Below are 16,527 nucleotides of genomic sequence, written 5' to 3' on the forward strand. Positions count from 1 at the left end.
TCACAAGTTCAAGAGCAAAAACATCTGTGGCCATTCGTGAAATCCGTGTCAAAACCTTTAACACTTTGCCATTGACCTGAAAACCCAAGAATCCAGCTATCGGTTTATCCCTCTTTATGGATTTCCACTTGATGTGGGTATGGAATTTCAATTCCAGCCTTGTCCAAGGCTAACTTACAATTTTCATGGGTCGCAAAATACACGTCCCAATAATCATCTGGCTCACAAAAAGGTCTTACCGCAAAATTCACGGAGCTGTCCGCCAACTCCAACACATTTACCGAAGGCGCGGGGTCTTTTAACACCTTTGGATTAGATGTCAACACCTCCAATAATACATCTTTGGTTTTTTTGATGTCCTCACCGTAACCCACTCCTATTACGGTATCGACACGCATTTTACCCTCTGCGGTATAGTTTATGATGTTCCCGTTGGCCATGGCACCATTGGGAACAATGGCCAGTCTGTTCTGTGGGGTCACCAATTTTGTAGTAAAGATTTCGATTCCTTTTACTTTTCCCAAAACCCCTTGTGCTTCGATTAAGTCATCAATTTTATAAGGTTTAAATATCATAATCAACACACCTCCTGCAAAGTTGGAAAGCGAACCCTGCAACGCCAGCCCAACAGCAAGACCTGCAGCGGCAATCAAGGCTGCAAAGGTAGTGACATCCACTCCCAAACGGGAAATAACTATAATGATCAGGAATATTTTTAATGCCCACGAAAAGAGATTCAAGAGAAATGTCTGAAGAGATTGATCATACTTGCTTTTGGACATCACCTTACGTGTACCCTTTATTATCTTTTTCACCACCCACATACCAATAATGTATATAACAAGTGCTGTAATCAGTTTTGGGCCAAATTCTTTGGCCAGTTCAATACCATAGTCAAACCATTCTTGTGCTTTTTCCATTATGCTAGAGTTTTGTTAGTGTTCTTATTATGAGACACTAAGATACTAAACTAGGTCACGTTTTTGATTTTCCTAAAAAGAAAAAGGGTGACAAACGCCACCCTCCTTAGAAATTTATGATGATTGGCCTTAGCCTTTTAGAAAATCTCCAATTTCACCAAGACCTTCTCCTTTGTAATCGGATTTTTGTATGGCTTGCATTAATTGAATGATATGCGCGGGGTTCATATCCTTACCAAGTACCCTTACTAAGGCAAAGCCTTTATCTTCACTATCCCCATAAATAATTACTTCATCAATGGCGTCCTCATCTCCTAAATATTTAATGACTCCCTTGCCATATTTTGAATTGATTTTCATGAGCTCCACAAACTGGTCTCCCTTTAAGATTTCGCGTACTTTTTTCTTTTCAACCTCATACTCCACTTCATTATCGGCATTCTTTTTAAAGGCCAACAAATTGAATTTACGAAGTGATTCAATAGCTTCTTTTTGGGTTGGGTTCAAATCTTCCTCGTTCAGCTTTAAGATGCTTGCGGGAACATCTATGGACAAAAAGTTTGGGTTCTCCGAATTGTCCACATAATACTCTTGCAGGCTTTGCTGCGAAGCACACGAAGCCAGAAGCACTGCCCCGGCCACCAACATGGTTTTAATAATATGTTTCATCTGTTCTTTTTTTGATTGATTTTATAAACTGATAATCAGTTGACAATAATTAGTTGGAGCTTGTTGCATTTTGTTACAGTATCTAACCGATTATTGCCAACCGATGTCTTAATTAATTCTTTTTACTTGCCTCGTTGAGTTCTTCCGGTAAGTTCATTTTTTTTGTCAATGAACCAATTTTGTTCAAATCAATATCACCGGTAAGTGATAAAATTACAGTCTCGAATTTTCTGCCATCGGCCTCAACGTTATTCATACCTGTCACGAACATGAGCAGTTCGCTCACATGATCCGCATCCTTGCCCTCTTTAATGTAGAACTTGACATTGGCATCTTTGTCCTTTACCCGCATCAACTCTTCCATTTTGGAGAATTTTAGGTAGCTGTCCACGGACGACTTCATGTCCTCACCGATTTTCTTATCCTCGGTAGTGAAGACCTTTAAGCTTTGTAAGCTACTGGCAATATCCATAAAGTCCTGAGCTTCGGGATCATCTACCTCTACATCAATCTTTGCCAATAGGTTGAACATGCTTTTGTTCACCACTACGGATGTTACATCGTCCAAATCTTCAAATTTATCAAAAAGGGATTGTGAAAATCCGGCCAAAGGCAATACTGCCATTACTGTGATTAAAATATACTTTCTCATCTTTTCGTTTTTTAATTGTTGTTGTAAATCTTCTCTTTTGCTTCTTCGAACTCTTTTAGATAGGCCACCTTTTCTGTTCCACGACTAAAATTTTCCGCTAAGAGCTCAAAAGCTTTTTTGGTTTCTTCGTAGGCATATTCTGCCTTTTCTTGTTCCAAACGCTTAGTTTCTTGGTACTGATTACCAAAATAAATGCCAAAGGCAAGAACTACTGCCGCTGCAACGGATAGCCACTTGTAATAGTTTACTCTAGGTTTTAATGGTACCTGCTTGGTGTACTTTTCTTCCTTGGCCGTGGAAAAGTAGTTGAACATGGGTCTGTACTGTTCTAAATGAGGCGCTACCTCTTCTTGTGAAAAATACTCCCTGAGTGCTCTTTCTTCGTCCACTGTAGCAGTGGCCTCGAAATACTTCTCCAATATTTTCTCTATGTTACCCAATTCCATAGTTATGTTTTTTTATTAATTCTTCCCTTACTGTTTTTCTCGCCCTCGACAGTGCTACGCGCACTGCTGTGGGTTTCATGTCCAAGAGCTCGCATATCTCATCGAACTCGTATTGCTCCACATCCCGTAGCTGCAATATCATTTTTTGTTGTTCTGGCAGGTCTTCCATAATCCGTTCCATCCAACTTACGCTGTCCTCGGCCTCCATTTGTTTTTGTAAGGAGGTATTTTGGTCACTATAGTTGCTATGAACCAATTTTAGGTTTCCTGCTTGCTTGGACTTTAACCGGTCCAAACAAAAGTTTTTGGTCATGGTCATGGCAAAGGCCTCTACATTTTTATACTTTGACATTGACTCGTTCTTTGACCATAGCTTCAACAAAATTTCTTGAGTGGCGTCTTCCGCTTCCTCTCTGGAGACCAACAGGCGCTTTGCGAGCCTGTACAGTTTATCCTGAAAAGGTAAAACCACATTTAAGAATTCTGTTTGTTTCATTTGGTTGTCTTAGTTGTTTTTGTGTCTTTCTTATCGACCTACACTATCACGACGATACATATCGAAATTTGTTACAAAAAATTTGTACTCTCCTTATATAAAGGTATTTTGCAAGGCAAATTTGCATGATTGTTCATGTATTTTTACTCAATTCAACCTACACCCTTGATAAATTTGGAATAAAGTTTGAGTAAATTCATTAAAAATTAAGTTATGAAAAAGTATTTCTTCCTGTTTTTGGGATTGTCTTTTGCATTTTTGTCCTGCAGTGATGATGATGGAATCAAAAACGGACCTACTCCCGATCCAGACCCAAGTGCAGATGTGGCTGCCCAAGATTTTATGTGGAAGGCCATGAACCTTTGGTATTTTTGGCAAGCTGATGTTCCTGACCTTGCTGATAATAGGTTCTCCACCAACGCCGAATACACTGCTTTTTTGGAGAGTAATTCTGATCCTGAAAATTTTTATTATAGCATTTGTAACAGACACGAAGAAATTTACGGTGAAGAAACTGCCATAGACCGATTTAGTTTTGCCAACGAAGATTATACCGAGCTGGTAAGCAGTCTCTCGGGTATATCCCAAAGCAATGGTTTAGAGTTTGGATTGGGACTTATTGGCGATACCGATAACGTTTTTGGATTTGTACAATATATTTGGCCAGATTCGGATGCTTCTGCCAAGGACATACAAAGAGGCGAATTTTTTACGAGAGTCGATGGAGTTCAACTAACCGCAAACAACTATATCAACCTACTTTTTGGTGATAATAGTACTTACACGCTCGGAATGGCAACTGTGGCCGATAACACCATTTCTGACAGTGACAAAGAAGTTTCGCTTACCAAAATAGAGAATCAGATTGAAAACCCCATTTTGGTTGCTAAAACATTAGATGTAAACGGTACTAAGGTCGCCTATTTAATGTACAACCGCTTTTTAAGCAGTTTTAACGAAGATTTAAATGATGCCTTTGCAAAATTTAAGGCCAATGGAGCCACTGAACTGGTTTTAGACATGCGTTATAACCCAGGTGGCTCAGTTAACACATCGCGCCTTTTGGCCAGTATGATCTATGGCACCAAAACTAGTGATGTGTACATAAAACAGCGTTGGAACTCCAAGATACAAGCCGAGTTTTCCGATGAATTTCTGACTGACTACTTCGCAAATTCTACGGGAGCGAGTGCCATTAACTCTTTAAATTTGAGCAGAATATTTGTGATTGCCACAGGTGATTCTGCTTCGGCAAGTGAATTGGTGATGAACGGACTGGACCCATATATCGATGTAATCCATATTGGTGAAACAACACGTGGCAAAAATGAATTCTCCATTACTTTGGTTGATGATAGCGAAAACAATTTTATCTATAATAGCGATCGTGAAGGGAATATAAACTCACAAAATTCTTGGGGATTACAACCTTTGGTCGGTAGAAATGAGAATGCGGATGGTTTTTATGATTACACCAGCGGCTTAAGCCCCGACATTGAACTCAGTGAAGATTTAACCAACCTTGGAGTTTTGGGAGACGTAAACGAGCCACTTTTGGCACGTGCACTCCAAGAAATTTCTGGTGGAGCTGCAAAAATCGACTTTACGGTGGAAATGCCCGCAGAATCTTTTACATCTTCAAGATTACATACTCCATTAAAGGATAATATGTTTTTGGACAAACCTCTTCCCACAAATTTGGAGTTGGAATAAAAAAACCTGTTTAAAAAAACATCTAAACCGTTAATGGTAGCTTAACACGGAACCCATAGCCCTTACCCTGAAATAAGTTTAGGGCAAGCAGTTTTTGGTATGACAAATAATTGACTGTAAACTGTTTATCCTTGATTACATATTAACCTATGGGATCCACTTATCCTTGCCAAAATCGGGCTTGCGCTTTTCCAAAAACGCATTGCGGCCCTCCTTGGCCTCATCGGTCATGTAAGCCAAACGAGTGGCCTCTCCTGCAAACACTTGCTGTCCCACCATACCGTCGTCGGTGAGGTTCATGGCAAATTTTAGCATTTTTATGGAGGTCGGTGACTTGGCCAAGACTTCCTGAGCCCATTGGTAGGCAGTGTCCTCCAATTCCTTATGCGGAATTACAGCATTCACCATACCCATTTCATAGGCTTCTTGAGCAGAATAGTTTCTTCCCAAAAAGAAAATTTCCCGCGCTTTTTTTTGCCCCACCATTTTAGCAAGATAGGCCGAACCATAGCCTCCATCAAAACTGGTAACATCAGCATCGGTTTGTTTAAAAATGGCATGCTCTTTACTGGCCAGTGTCATATCGCACACCACATGCAGGCTATGCCCCCCTCCAACGGCCCATCCGGGCACTACGGCAATTACCACTTTGGGCATAAAACGAATCAAACGTTGTACCTCTAGAATATTTAAACGGTGATATCCATCATCGCCAACGTAGCCTTTATGACCGCGTGCTTTTTGGTCCCCGCCACTGCAGAATGCCCATTTACCATCCTTGGATGAAGGTCCTTCACCAGAAAGTAGCACGACCCCAATAGATGTATCCTCCTGGGCATCGTAAAATGCCTTGTAAAGTTCGCTTGTGGTTTTTGGGCGGAACGCATTGCGTATATCCGGACGGTTAAATGCGATACGTGCCACGCCATTACATTTTTTATAGGTGATATCCTCGAATTCCATGGCGGTCTGCCAATTGGGTGATTCCATAATAAACTTTTTATACCACAAATAACGGAAATTCTACGTTATTGTCATTGAGAAGTGCCTCCAGAACTTGTTATAGGGCAAAACCTGATATAATCAAAAAATTGTTGCTTTCTGCACATCCTCTTTACTTAGGGGCAAACCATAACATAACAGTAATTTTACTTATGTAACTTTACCTTTCCAAAGGCGTTGTTCATGAAAAAAATAAGCCACAATTCATTTTTTGATCACCTGAACCAATATGTACCCGTTTCGGAAAAAGCGTTTGGCAAGATTTTGTCGTATTTTGATGAACGTTGTTTGGACAAAAAGGAAATACTGATGCATGCCGGGGGGCCGTGCACCCATATCCACCTTGTGCTCAACGGCTGTATGCACATGTACTTTATCAATGAAAAAGGTGTGGAATGTACCGTTCAGTTTGCGTTGGAAAATTGGTGGCTATCAGACTTCTTGGCCTTTCAGAACAAATCCAACACCGATTTTAATTTACAAGCCGTAGAGAATACCCGGATTCTATCCATCAGTTATGAGAAACAAGAACAATTGCTCCATGAATTTCCAATACTTGAACGTTATTTTAGAACAATCTATCAAATTGCATACGGGGCCTCTCTAAATAAGGTGAAGTATATGTTTGGATTATCAAAAGAGGAAATCTACCTCCACTTTACAGAGCATTTCCCGGAATTTGCACAACGTGTGCCCCAATATTTAATTGCTTCTTTTTTGGGGTTGACTCCAGAATATGTAAGCGAAATACGGGCAAAAAAGCGTTCTTAAACCCGTTTAAGTTTTCTGTTTGTTTCTCTGAATACCTTAGCATCAACATTATAAAAAACAATCATGGAAACAAGAATTCAAATTGATGCAGCGGAACCATTGGCCTTCAAAGCTATGCTTGGGCTTGAAAATTACTTGCTACAAAGCCAGTTGGACAAAATTCACTACGAGTTGATAAAAATTAGGGCCTCACAGATCAACGGCTGTGCGTTCTGTATAAATATGCACACCAAAGATGCCCTGACACTGGGCGAAAACCCAAAAAGATTACTTTTATTGGATGCTTGGTGGGACACGGACCTTTTCTCCGAGGAAGAAAGGGTGATCTTAAAAACTACGGAAGAAGTTACCATGGTACACAAAAATGGGCTAAGCCGAGAAACATACGAAAAAGCCGTAAAGCTATTCGATGAACATTATTTTTCGCAGATTATTATGGCCATTGTTACCATAAACGCTTGGAACCGTATTGCAATAAGCACCCACAAACCTTTACAAGATTAAAAAAGTCATCAAACTACCTTCGCTAAAGGATACTAAAGAGTCCTCCCCCAACCCCTCCAACTGAGAAGAGAATAGTTCCTCCCCTTTGGGGAGGTTAGGTGGGGACAAAACGTGAAATAATAACTACCTTTGAGGTAAGCCCGCGAGGTGTTTAAACGAACAAACCTTAACCCATTTCGATACAGAGCATCGGAAAATTAGCCCCATTTAATGGGATTAAATCCTATATTAGTGTCCCACAATACATCAAAACTTTGATATGAGGACCAGGCATACTTTATTATTTGTTTTGCTGATACTTTCATGCTTATCATGTAAAAACTTTAGAGCAGAAAAAAATGATTCCGAGCCTATAATCGAAGATTTTAATACCGTTGCCATCAATAATGAGTATCAAATAAAGGTTCCCCGTTTCATGAAGGGCACCACTGGATTGAATGAAGAAGCATCCCTTCAGTATCAAAGCCTACTCCAAGAGGCATATCTTCTGGTAATTGATGAGCCAAAATCAAGATTTGAAGAAGTATATAGGGATTTAGGGCAGTACGATGAGCAACTTTCCACAATACAGAATTATAGGGATGCCCGGTTAAAAATACTCTCTCGAACCACTGAAATCAATAGTAGATCCAAACCCCGACCTTTCAAAATAAACGGTTTGAGTGCTGAATTTATAGAAATTGATGCCAATATTAATGGTGTCTCCAGTGAAATCTCTTATTTTTTGACCTTTGTTGAGGGGAATGACAGGGTTTATATGATTATGGCCTGGACCCTAAAAGACAAAAAAATGGAACATAAAAAAACCTTTAAAACGATTGCCGAATCTTTTGAATTGATCGATTAGGAAACCGTCTTAAAGGTTTATTGAATGTTGGTTCTACTTATTACTTGCTCAAATACATTTTTCGCCTGGAGTACAAGTTATAGAACTCATCATCTTTTAAGCTATCAATAAATAAAATGCTCTCCCCGGTACTCTTCATTTCAGGTCCCAAGTTTTTATTCACATTAGGGAACTTATTGAAAGAGAATACAGGTTGTTTTATCGCATAGCCATCCAAATGCGGCTTAAAGTCAAAATCCTTAACCTTTTTATCGCCCAACATCACTTTGGTGGCGTAGTTTACATATGGTTCCTTATATGCTTTCGCAATAAAGGGAACCGTTCGAGAGGCTCTTGGGTTGGCCTCTATGATATAAACGATATCGTCCTTGACAGCAAACTGAATATTGATCAATCCTACCGTGTTGAGTGCTAAAGCAATCTTTTTGGTATGATCTTTAATTTGTTGCATTACAAATTCACCAAGATTGAACGGTGGCAATGTGGCATTGGAGTCTCCCGAGTGAATTCCACAGGGCTCTATATGCTCCATTATCCCGATAATGTATACATCTTCACCATCGCAAATCGCATCTGCTTCAGCTTCAATGGCACCATCCAAATAGTGGTCCAAAAGCAACTTGTTGTTGGGTATTTTTCGCAACAAATCCACCACGTGGGCCTCCAATTCCTCTTTGTTGATAACGATTTTCATTCCTTGTCCACCTAACACGTAGGATGGTCTTACCAACAACGGGAACTTAAGTTCCTCGGCCAAATCCAAGGCTTCATCAGCGGTTTCTGCCACACCGAATCTTGGGTAAGGAATGTTGTTATCCTTCAATAATGTGGAGAAACTTCCCCTATCCTCGGCCAAATCCAAGGACTGGAAGCTTGTTCCGATGATGTTGATTCCGTATTTGTCCAGTTTTTCGGCAAGCTTCAAAGCGGTTTGTCCTCCCAACTGTACAATTACACCTTCTGGTTTTTCATGAAGGATAATGTCGTAGATATGTTCCCAGAAAACAGGCTCAAAGTAAAGCTTGTCCGCGGTATCAAAATCGGTGGAAACGGTTTCTGGGTTACAGTTGATCATAATGGTCTCATAACCACACTCAGCGGCAGCCAAAACACCGTGAACACAGCAGTAATCGAACTCGATTCCTTGACCAATTCGGTTTGGACCGGAGCCGAGAACCACTACTTTCTTCTTGTTGGTAACCACACTATCGTTAGCCACGTAGCGCTCGCCATCGGGTGTCTCTATTTCTTCTTCAAAAGTAGAATAGTAGTAAGGCGTTACCGCTTTAAACTCAGCGGCGCAAGTATCTACCAATTTGTACACTCGATTGATGTTCAAATCCATACGCTTACTGTGCACTTCACTTTCCCAACAATCCAACATGTGGGCAATTTGTCTATCCGCAAAACCTTTTTGCTTCGCTTCCAACAACAATGCTTTTGGCAAGCTCTCTATGGTGTATTTTGATATTTCCATCTCCAAGAAGTGTAATTCCTCGTATTGTTTTAGGAACCACATATCTATCTTGGTGATTTCGTGGATGCGTTTTAATGGGATACCAAGTTGAATGGCATCGTAGATTACGAATACCCTGTCCCAACTTGGTACTCTTAATTTTTCAATAATGGTTTCGTAATCCTTGTACCCTTTTCCATCTGCACCCAATCCGTTTCGTTTGATCTCCAGGGACTGTGTAGCTTTGTGCAAGGCTTCTTGGAACGATCGTCCAATACCCATTACTTCTCCTACGGACTTCATTTGAAGGCCAAGGGTTCTGTCGGAACCTTCGAACTTGTCAAAGTTCCAACGTGGTATTTTTACGATGACGTAGTCCAATGTAGGCTCAAACAATGCCGATGTGGACTTGGTAATCTGGTTGTCTAACTCATCCAAAGTGTAGCCAATGGCCAATTTAGCAGCGATTTTCGCAATCGGATATCCTGTAGCCTTGGATGCCAAAGCTGAAGATCTGGAAACCCTTGGGTTGATCTCGATTGCAATAATATCTTCTTTCTCATCTGGACTCACGGCAAACTGCACGTTACATCCACCTGCGAAGTCCCCTATACTGCGCATCATGTGGATGGCCATATCCCGCATGCGCTGGAACGTCCTGTCGGACAAGGTCATCGCAGGAGCCACGGTAATGGAATCCCCTGTATGGATGCCCATGGGATCCATATTTTCAATGGTACAAATGATTACTACATTGTCGTTCTTGTCGCGTAGCAGCTCCAATTCATATTCTTTCCAGCCCATCAAGGCTTTATCGATCATTACTTCGTGAATGGGAGAAACTTCCAGACCATAGCTCAACATATCGTCAAACTCTGCGGGATCGTGCACTATAGCTGCTCCTGCCCCTCCAAGTGTAAAGGAAGCCCGAATCACTAATGGAAACCCGAATTCTTGGGCAATTTCCTTTCCTTTTAGAAACGATGTTGCGGAAGCCTGTGGTGGCATACCTATACCAATTTTGAGCATCAACTCCCTAAACTTTTCACGGTCTTCGGTAATGTTGATGGCGTCGATGTCCACCCCTATGATTTTTACTCCAAAATCTTCCCAGATACCTTTGTCATCGGCCTCGATACAAAGGTTCAATGCGGTTTGTCCGCCCATAGTTGGCAATACCGCATCAATATTTGGATGTTTTTTGAGTATTTCAATGATCGACTTCGTTGTCAATGGTTTTAGATAAACGTGGTCCGCCATAGTTGGGTCCGTCATAATGGTGGCGGGGTTGCTGTTTATCAAAATGGTTTCGATACCGTCTTCCCTAAGCGATCTAAGTGCTTGGGAACCTGAATAATCGAACTCGCATGCCTGACCGATAATGATTGGGCCAGAACCAATAATCAAAATGGAATTTAAATCTTTTCTTTTGGGCATTTTCTACAGGGGTTTCTCGGTTATTTGTTTATATGTCAAAAAAAAGGTGTTACCTAGAAAAGTAACACCTTTAATTTAAATAATAAATACTATCATTATTTTTTATGTCTTGGCTCAGAGGAAACAGTTAATCTCTTTCTTCCCTTGGCTCTTCTTCTCGCAAGAACTTTTCTACCATTGGCAGTCGCCATGCGCTCCCTAAAACCATGCTTGTTTCTTCTCTTCCTTTTGGATGGTTGATACGTTCTTTTCATTTCCGAACTGTTTTATGGATTTTGATGTCGGGAAATTTGTTTTCCCTAAAAAATTCTGGGCGCAAATATACGAAGACTTTTTACTTTGGCAAGTCCAAACTTAAAATATTTAATTAAGTTTTTAGTACTTTTGCGAGCGCTTAACTAAAGGTAAAAACCACAAGACAATATGTTCAACAAAAATATCAAGCTCGTTATTGCCGTTCTTATCATTGCTTATGCAGTTTACCAGTTTGTGGAAGGCAACATTGGCAACGGAATTGCATTGATCTTGCTATCCTTCGTTTTCATCTTTCTTTATTTTAGAAATGAGTTTATCCTATTGGCCTTTCTTAAAATGAGAAAGCAGGATTTGGACGGTGTGCAACGGTGGCTTGATAAGATAAAGAACCCCGAGTCTGCTTTGATTAAAAAGCAGCAAGGGTACTACAACTACCTGCACGGTATTATCTACTCTCAAAAAAACCTGACGCAGGCCGAAAAGTACTTTAAAAAGGCCTTGAAATTTGGTCTCACCATGGACTACGATGTGGCCATGGTCAAATTGAGCTTGGCGGGCATTGCCATGCAAAAGCGCAGAAAGCGCGAAGCTACCCAATTGTTGAAAGAGGCCAAAAAGTTGGACAAGAACAATATGCTTACCGACCAGATCAAGATGATGCAGCAGCAGATGAAGAAGATTTAGGGTTCTTCCTAAGTTTCCTCATTATCTCTTTTCTTAATTTGGGTTGAAAATTTGTCAAACCAGATTTTGCCTTCGTCAATTTTATCGGCTTTTAATGACTTTAATACTTGTGCCGAATTACCGTCAACTATCACGGTGTTTCTTTTATTAATTGATAAATTCATTAAAAAATGAATTACATTCTATTACATTGAGTGTAAAAATTCAGGTCAAATAAAAGTTATACGTATATTTTAATTAAATTTGTACGTATAATAAGTTCGGTTTATGGACACAAAACTAACTTTAAAGCTTAATCAAGAAATAATTGAACGAGCAAAAGAATATGCTGCAGATAAAAAAATGAGCTTGTCCAGAATTGTGGAAGCTTATTTGCAATCTTTGACATCTGACAAGAAAGATTCAGATGTAGAAATTTCTCCATTCGTTAAAAGTTTATCTACTGGAGTCAAAATCCCTGCTGACTTAGATTCCAAAACAGCGTATTCCGACCAATTATTGGAGAAATACAAATAGATGAGAAAAAGATTGTTTCTCGATACGAAAGTAATTCTTGATTTACTTGGAGAAAGATACCCTTATTATGATTCCATAGCTAAAATTGCCACACTGGCCGATAAAGACGTGCTAACTTTAGTTGTCTCACCCATATCGTTTGCAACTTTAAACTACTTTCTATCAAAATTTGAATCTATACAAATTGCTAGGGGGAAATTAAGGAAATTTAAAATCTTATGTACAATCTGCGAACTAGATGAACACATCATTGAAAAAGGGCTGAATTCCGATTTTAAAGATTTCGAAGATGCGCTACAATATTTTAGTGCTGTGGATTCAGATTGCGACATTATTATTACTAGAAATGGAAAAGACTTTAAAAAGTCTTTATTGCCAGTTATGACTGCGGATGAATATTTGCAGAGCATAAAATCAACATAACATCACCTATTCGAAATGGCAACTGTGCTGCTAAAAACAACCGAAGACCTATACCAACAAATGCCGTAATCTATAAGCGTTCGTTCCAATCCCTACTTCCCCATACTACCCACACGATAGTACCCTTTATTAGGAATTTCGATGGTATACTTTTTACCAGAAGCATTGTTCAAATGCGGTTCGCGCAACCAAGGGTTATGGCGCTTCAGCACCTTGTAGTTGATTTCGTAAAGCTCCGCAAAATCCGCCCAGTTGCTTACCGCGGTATCTACTTCAACCGTAAAAGTCGGGGCCTTTTCATACATATCCTCCTCGTCCAACTGAAAACCGTACTTGTCGCGATTAGATAATATTTCCTTTATGGCCAAAATACGGAACACATAGCGCCCTGTTTCCTGCCCCAAAAGCAAATCGTAATAATCGTCCACTTGCTGAATGTCCATATATTTTTGAATGCCGGCAGGGCCAGCGTTGTATGCGGCAGCGGTCAAGGTCCAGGTTCCAAATCTTTCTTTCCACTTATTTAGGTAATCACACGCCACTTGCGTCGCTTTTTCCACATGGTAACGTTCATCTACGTTATCGTTTACTTCAAGACCATACTCCCTTCCGGTTCCTCTCATTATCTGCCAAAAACCAGTAGCTCCGGCAGGCGACACCACATTTTGCAAACCACTCTCGGCTACGGCCAAATATTTAAAATCATCCGGAATACCATTCTTTTTTAAAATGGGTTCAATAATAGGAAAGTATTTATTGGCCCTTTTCATTAATAAAAGGGCATTGGATTGCCAATAGGTGTTCACCAAAAATTCACGATCAACACGTTCCATAATTTCTGGGTCTTCTTGTGGAACCGGTTCGCCTGCAAAATTGAGGTCTTCAGGAATTTCAATGGCACTAATCTGGTAGGTATCCGCCACATTCTTGTCCGTATTGGCCGTTTCTGGCCCCTTTATGGCTGGTTTTTGCGTTTCACTTGACTGCACAGCAAAAATCAAGGTGCTTCCAACTGCAATCAATCCTATAATAGCGAGTATGTTTTTGATGTATTTCATAGCAATTAATTTTAAGAATACCGTAAAGATACTATTATATAGACGAAATTATTTCAAAATAATTGTGGGAAGGTGCTCATTGAACCACTTGGCACGATGAATGATCATGGTGTGGGTACCATTTTTAACCGTAATGCAATTTTTGATATTGGCTATTGGAAAAATAGCGTCACGTTCCCCTTGAATGTGCTCAACACTATCTACGGGGAGTTCTTGATTCCAATTTACGATCTGATCTATAGACCAATCAATATAATATTTATCACGGATGGATAAATACTTTTCATACAAATGCAAACGCTTGGTCACCGTTTCGCCAAAGGCGTATTTAGCCAATAGTTCCAAATTGTTTACCAAGCCCGTGGGCAGCAATTTGTGCACTTTGGTGTACTTGGCAAAAATCATTCTTTTAGGGAGTTCGTGCTTGCTCTTTACGGAAGATACCACGATTACTTTTCGGGTCGGGATAATTTTGGCCATCTCCTGCACCAATATACCTCCAAAGGAAACTCCCAACAAAACAGGGTTGGGCTCCTCAATCTTATCGCACATCTTTTTGGCATAATCGGTAAGACTGATTCCCCTATCGGGTAGAAACCAATCCAGAGTATGAACGGTAAATTGGTCTTCCGGAAGTTTTATTCCTTCAAAAATAGATGTATTGGCAGCCATTCCAGGTATTAGGTAAACAGGGATTTTATTATCGGACATATAGCACCAAATATCGGCAAGGACTAGGAAATTAGCAATATTTTGACTAATTTTGTATCCCTTTTGCAGCTAACCCCGTCAAATGAATACATTTTTTTAATTAGGGGAACACAGAACTACCCATTTGGGTACTTCTAGAGAGTCATTAAAAAAACAAGTACTATATGACAACATTGGAAATCACTGACAATAGTTTCTTGCGTCAATTTGAAACTAAGGTCAATGGGCATTTAGCCAAAATTGAGTACTCTTCACAAGAGCGCAAAGTATTTTTGACCAAACTGGTTATTCCAGAAGAAATTACAGAAGAGGGGTTTAAAGAGGATTTTATCAAAGCCGTTTTAAACGAAATTCAGGAAAACAACCTTAGAGTTGTACCCACAAGCCCTCAAATTGCAGGTTTTTTAAGAAAAAATAGGCAATACAAGGAAATGTTACCAGTTGGTATTCGCATCTGATCGAGCCAACCATCAGTTAAAGCATTTAAACCTCCTAAATCGGGAGGTTTTTTTATGCCATGATTTCGGTGGACACAAATTCGAATCGCACCAGACCGTCATCATCAATATCGGTGAGCTTTATTTGGTGCAAGGTATTCACAAACGTAGGATCCCATGGTGCCTTTACCTTTACATAATTTTCGGTAAACCCATGAATGTAGCCTTTTTTATTCTCCCCCTCGAACAAAACAGTACGTACAGTCCCTAATTGACTCTCATAAAAAGCCCTACGCTTTTTGGCGGATAGTCCTCGGAGCATCTTGCTTCGCTTGCTACGTACTTTTTTTGGAACCACTTCGTCCATTTCAGCGGCCACGGTATTATCTCTTTCTGAATAGGTGAACACATGTAAATAGGAAACATCCAGTTCATTCAAAAAATGATAGGTCTCCAAGAAATGCTCGTCAGTCTCTCCTGGAAAACCTACGATCACATCCACCCCGATACAGGCGTGAGGCATCGTTTTTTTGATGCGCTCTACCCTATCCACATACAAATTGGATAGGTAGCGACGCCGCATCTTCTTTAAAATAGCATCACTACCGCTCTGCAACGGCACATGAAAATGAGGCACAAAAGAATTGCTCTGTGCCACAAAATCTATAGTCTCGTTCTTGAGTAAATTAGGCTCAATGGAAGATATTCGTAAACGATGGATGCCATCAATAGTATCCAAGGCCTTCACCAAGTCCAAAAAGGTATGCTCGTGCTTTTTATTGCCAAACTCACCTTTTCCGTAGTCACCGATGTTCACTCCCGTTAAAACAATCTCTTTAATATCTTGGGAGGCAATTTCCTTGGCGTTGTGCAGCACATTGCCCAAGGTATCGCTACGCGAAATTCCACGTGCCAAGGGAATGGTACAATAGGTACATTTATAGTCGCAACCATCTTGAACCTTTAAAAAAGCACGGGTACGGTCACCAATGGCATAACTGCCCACATAAAAATCGGCATCTTCTATCTCGCAGGAATGCACCTCCCCCCTATCGTTTTTGGTAAGATCGTTTAGGTAATCGGTGATTTTGAACTTCTCCGTAGCGCCCAACACCAAGTCCACACCGTCCACAGCAGCCAATTCTTCTGGTTTTAGCTGCGCATAACAACCTACAGCCGCCACAAAAGCATCAGGATTGGCTTTTTGCGCCTGCTTTACAATGGTTTTAAAACGCTTATCGGCATTCTCGGTTACCGAACAGGTGTTGATCACATACACATCAGCCTCCTCCGAAAAGTCCACACGCTCAAACTCCTCCTTTTCAAAACCTCTAGCAATTGTTGAAGTTTCGGAGAAATTGAGCTTGCAGCCCAGCGTGTAAAATGCAACTTTTTTGTTCATATACCTGCCATGCGTTTTAGGGGCGCAAAGATAGTGATTTGTTGGGAGTTATCGCAAATGGCCCTATGGTGCAGAGTTTATGGTTTAGGGTTAATCGCCTACTACCTACTGCCTACCAAATCAATCAA

The 16,527-nt window shown here is 40.4% G+C and carries 19 protein-coding genes; 8 read left to right on the forward strand and 11 right to left on the reverse strand.

Annotation, left to right across the window (positions count from 1 at the left end):
* Nucleotides 1-104: 104 nt before the first annotated feature.
* The 5 genes from AC13CC_RS04155 to AC13CC_RS04175 all read right to left on the reverse strand — a co-directional run bounded on the left by AC13CC_RS04155 (nt 105) and on the right by AC13CC_RS04175 (nt 3,183).
* Nucleotides 105-920, reverse strand: a complete 816-nt coding sequence (locus tag AC13CC_RS04155) for a mechanosensitive ion channel family protein (RefSeq protein WP_326279778.1) — start codon at nt 918-920, stop codon at nt 105-107.
* Nucleotides 921-1,049: 129 nt separating this feature from the next.
* Nucleotides 1,050-1,589: a DUF4252 domain-containing protein gene (locus tag AC13CC_RS04160; RefSeq protein WP_326279776.1), complete on the reverse strand. Its 540-nt coding sequence runs from the start codon at nt 1,587-1,589 to the stop codon at nt 1,050-1,052.
* A 112-nt stretch (nt 1,590-1,701) separates the two neighbouring features.
* Nucleotides 1,702-2,241: a DUF4252 domain-containing protein gene (locus tag AC13CC_RS04165; protein WP_326279774.1), complete on the reverse strand. Its 540-nt coding sequence runs from the start codon at nt 2,239-2,241 to the stop codon at nt 1,702-1,704.
* A gap of 11 nt (nt 2,242-2,252) precedes the next feature.
* Nucleotides 2,253-2,687, reverse strand: coding sequence for a hypothetical protein (locus tag AC13CC_RS04170; protein WP_326279773.1), 435 nt, complete (start codon nt 2,685-2,687; stop codon nt 2,253-2,255).
* A complete protein-coding gene (locus tag AC13CC_RS04175) occupies nt 2,674-3,183 on the reverse strand; it encodes an RNA polymerase sigma factor (RefSeq protein WP_326279771.1) in 510 nt (169 codons plus the stop codon). The genes AC13CC_RS04170 and AC13CC_RS04175 overlap by 14 nt, the downstream gene beginning before the upstream one ends.
* Before the next feature lie 213 nt (nt 3,184-3,396).
* Between AC13CC_RS04175 and AC13CC_RS04180 the strand changes: the two genes are divergently transcribed.
* A complete protein-coding gene (locus AC13CC_RS04180; protein ID WP_326279770.1) occupies nt 3,397-4,896 on the forward strand; it encodes a S41 family peptidase in 1,500 nt (499 codons plus the stop codon).
* Between the two features lie 147 nt (nt 4,897-5,043).
* Here the strand turns inward: AC13CC_RS04180 and AC13CC_RS04185 are convergent, their stop codons facing one another.
* Entirely contained in the window at nt 5,044-5,886 is an 843-nt protein-coding gene (locus AC13CC_RS04185; protein WP_014031397.1) for a 1,4-dihydroxy-2-naphthoyl-CoA synthase, read from the reverse strand.
* Between the two features lie 195 nt (nt 5,887-6,081).
* Here AC13CC_RS04185 and AC13CC_RS04190 point away from each other — a divergent pair, with 195 nt between their 5' ends.
* The 3 genes from AC13CC_RS04190 (at nt 6,082) to AC13CC_RS04200 (ending at nt 8,020) form a co-directional block, all read left to right on the forward strand.
* Complete coding sequence (locus AC13CC_RS04190) at nt 6,082-6,669, forward strand: Crp/Fnr family transcriptional regulator (RefSeq protein ID WP_326279767.1); 588 nt, start codon at nt 6,082-6,084, stop codon at nt 6,667-6,669.
* A gap of 63 nt (nt 6,670-6,732) precedes the next feature.
* A complete protein-coding gene (locus tag AC13CC_RS04195; protein WP_326279765.1) occupies nt 6,733-7,173 on the forward strand; it encodes a carboxymuconolactone decarboxylase family protein in 441 nt (146 codons plus the stop codon).
* A 259-nt stretch (nt 7,174-7,432) separates the two neighbouring features.
* Complete coding sequence (locus AC13CC_RS04200; RefSeq protein ID WP_326279764.1) at nt 7,433-8,020, forward strand: hypothetical protein; 588 nt, start codon at nt 7,433-7,435, stop codon at nt 8,018-8,020.
* Between the two features lie 40 nt (nt 8,021-8,060).
* Here AC13CC_RS04200 and carB read toward each other — a convergent pair whose 3' ends face one another.
* Together carB and rpmH are read right to left on the reverse strand one after the other, a co-directional pair.
* Nucleotides 8,061-10,913 (reverse strand): carbamoyl-phosphate synthase large subunit, encoded by a 2,853-nt coding sequence (carB, locus tag AC13CC_RS04205; protein ID WP_326279762.1) that lies wholly within the window; start codon nt 10,911-10,913, stop codon nt 8,061-8,063.
* A gap of 95 nt (nt 10,914-11,008) precedes the next feature.
* Entirely contained in the window at nt 11,009-11,167 is a 159-nt protein-coding gene (gene rpmH / locus AC13CC_RS04210; RefSeq protein WP_072882462.1) for a 50S ribosomal protein L34, read from the reverse strand.
* Between the two features lie 169 nt (nt 11,168-11,336).
* Here rpmH and AC13CC_RS04215 point away from each other — a divergent pair, with 169 nt between their 5' ends.
* The 3 genes from AC13CC_RS04215 to AC13CC_RS04225 all read left to right on the forward strand — a co-directional run bounded on the left by AC13CC_RS04215 (nt 11,337) and on the right by AC13CC_RS04225 (nt 12,791).
* Nucleotides 11,337-11,852: a DUF2892 domain-containing protein gene (locus AC13CC_RS04215; protein WP_482875970.1), complete on the forward strand. Its 516-nt coding sequence runs from the start codon at nt 11,337-11,339 to the stop codon at nt 11,850-11,852.
* A gap of 267 nt (nt 11,853-12,119) precedes the next feature.
* A complete protein-coding gene (locus AC13CC_RS04220) occupies nt 12,120-12,368 on the forward strand; it encodes a DUF6364 family protein (RefSeq protein WP_326279752.1) in 249 nt (82 codons plus the stop codon).
* On the forward strand, nt 12,369-12,791 hold the full coding sequence (locus AC13CC_RS04225) for a type II toxin-antitoxin system VapC family toxin (RefSeq protein WP_326279750.1): 423 nt from the start codon (nt 12,369-12,371) through the stop codon (nt 12,789-12,791).
* Nucleotides 12,792-12,883: 92 nt separating this feature from the next.
* Here AC13CC_RS04225 and AC13CC_RS04230 read toward each other — a convergent pair whose 3' ends face one another.
* Both AC13CC_RS04230 and AC13CC_RS04235 read right to left on the reverse strand, forming a co-directional pair.
* A complete protein-coding gene (locus AC13CC_RS04230) occupies nt 12,884-13,849 on the reverse strand; it encodes a lytic transglycosylase domain-containing protein (protein ID WP_326279748.1) in 966 nt (321 codons plus the stop codon).
* 48 nt (nt 13,850-13,897) lie between these two features.
* Nucleotides 13,898-14,560, reverse strand: a complete 663-nt coding sequence (locus tag AC13CC_RS04235) for an alpha/beta fold hydrolase (RefSeq protein ID WP_326279746.1) — start codon at nt 14,558-14,560, stop codon at nt 13,898-13,900.
* Between the two features lie 164 nt (nt 14,561-14,724).
* Here AC13CC_RS04235 and AC13CC_RS04240 point away from each other — a divergent pair, with 164 nt between their 5' ends.
* A complete protein-coding gene (locus AC13CC_RS04240; RefSeq protein WP_326279745.1) occupies nt 14,725-15,018 on the forward strand; it encodes a GNAT family N-acetyltransferase in 294 nt (97 codons plus the stop codon).
* A 52-nt stretch (nt 15,019-15,070) separates the two neighbouring features.
* Here AC13CC_RS04240 and mtaB read toward each other — a convergent pair whose 3' ends face one another.
* Nucleotides 15,071-16,399, reverse strand: a complete 1,329-nt coding sequence (gene mtaB / locus AC13CC_RS04245; RefSeq protein ID WP_326279743.1) for a tRNA (N(6)-L-threonylcarbamoyladenosine(37)-C(2))-methylthiotransferase MtaB — start codon at nt 16,397-16,399, stop codon at nt 15,071-15,073.
* Between the last annotated feature and the right edge of the window lie 128 nt (nt 16,400-16,527).

The organism is Flagellimonas sp. L-11, assembly GCF_056857735.1.

Coding starts and splice junctions, on each gene's coding strand:
- AC13CC_RS04155 (WP_326279778.1), bottom strand. CDS start 920: ATGGAAAAAGCACAAGAATGGTTTGACTATGGTATTGAACTGGCCAAA.
- AC13CC_RS04160 (WP_326279776.1), bottom strand. CDS start 1,589: ATGAAACATATTATTAAAACCATGTTGGTGGCCGGGGCAGTGCTTCTG.
- AC13CC_RS04165 (WP_326279774.1), bottom strand. CDS start 2,241: ATGAGAAAGTATATTTTAATCACAGTAATGGCAGTATTGCCTTTGGCC.
- AC13CC_RS04170 (WP_326279773.1), bottom strand. CDS start 2,687: ATGGAATTGGGTAACATAGAGAAAATATTGGAGAAGTATTTCGAGGCC.
- AC13CC_RS04175 (WP_326279771.1), bottom strand. CDS start 3,183: ATGAAACAAACAGAATTCTTAAATGTGGTTTTACCTTTTCAGGATAAA.
- AC13CC_RS04180 (WP_326279770.1), top strand. CDS start 3,397: ATGAAAAAGTATTTCTTCCTGTTTTTGGGATTGTCTTTTGCATTTTTG.
- AC13CC_RS04185 (WP_014031397.1), bottom strand. CDS start 5,886: ATGGAATCACCCAATTGGCAGACCGCCATGGAATTCGAGGATATCACC.
- AC13CC_RS04190 (WP_326279767.1), top strand. CDS start 6,082: ATGAAAAAAATAAGCCACAATTCATTTTTTGATCACCTGAACCAATAT.
- AC13CC_RS04195 (WP_326279765.1), top strand. CDS start 6,733: ATGGAAACAAGAATTCAAATTGATGCAGCGGAACCATTGGCCTTCAAA.
- AC13CC_RS04200 (WP_326279764.1), top strand. CDS start 7,433: ATGAGGACCAGGCATACTTTATTATTTGTTTTGCTGATACTTTCATGC.
- carB (WP_326279762.1), bottom strand. CDS start 10,913: ATGCCCAAAAGAAAAGATTTAAATTCCATTTTGATTATTGGTTCTGGC.
- rpmH (WP_072882462.1), bottom strand. CDS start 11,167: ATGAAAAGAACGTATCAACCATCCAAAAGGAAGAGAAGAAACAAGCAT.
- AC13CC_RS04215 (WP_482875970.1), top strand. CDS start 11,337: ATGTTCAACAAAAATATCAAGCTCGTTATTGCCGTTCTTATCATTGCT.
- AC13CC_RS04220 (WP_326279752.1), top strand. CDS start 12,120: ATGGACACAAAACTAACTTTAAAGCTTAATCAAGAAATAATTGAACGA.
- AC13CC_RS04225 (WP_326279750.1), top strand. CDS start 12,369: ATGAGAAAAAGATTGTTTCTCGATACGAAAGTAATTCTTGATTTACTT.
- AC13CC_RS04230 (WP_326279748.1), bottom strand. CDS start 13,849: ATGAAATACATCAAAAACATACTCGCTATTATAGGATTGATTGCAGTT.
- AC13CC_RS04235 (WP_326279746.1), bottom strand. CDS start 14,560: ATGTCCGATAATAAAATCCCTGTTTACCTAATACCTGGAATGGCTGCC.
- AC13CC_RS04240 (WP_326279745.1), top strand. CDS start 14,725: ATGACAACATTGGAAATCACTGACAATAGTTTCTTGCGTCAATTTGAA.
- mtaB (WP_326279743.1), bottom strand. CDS start 16,399: ATGAACAAAAAAGTTGCATTTTACACGCTGGGCTGCAAGCTCAATTTC.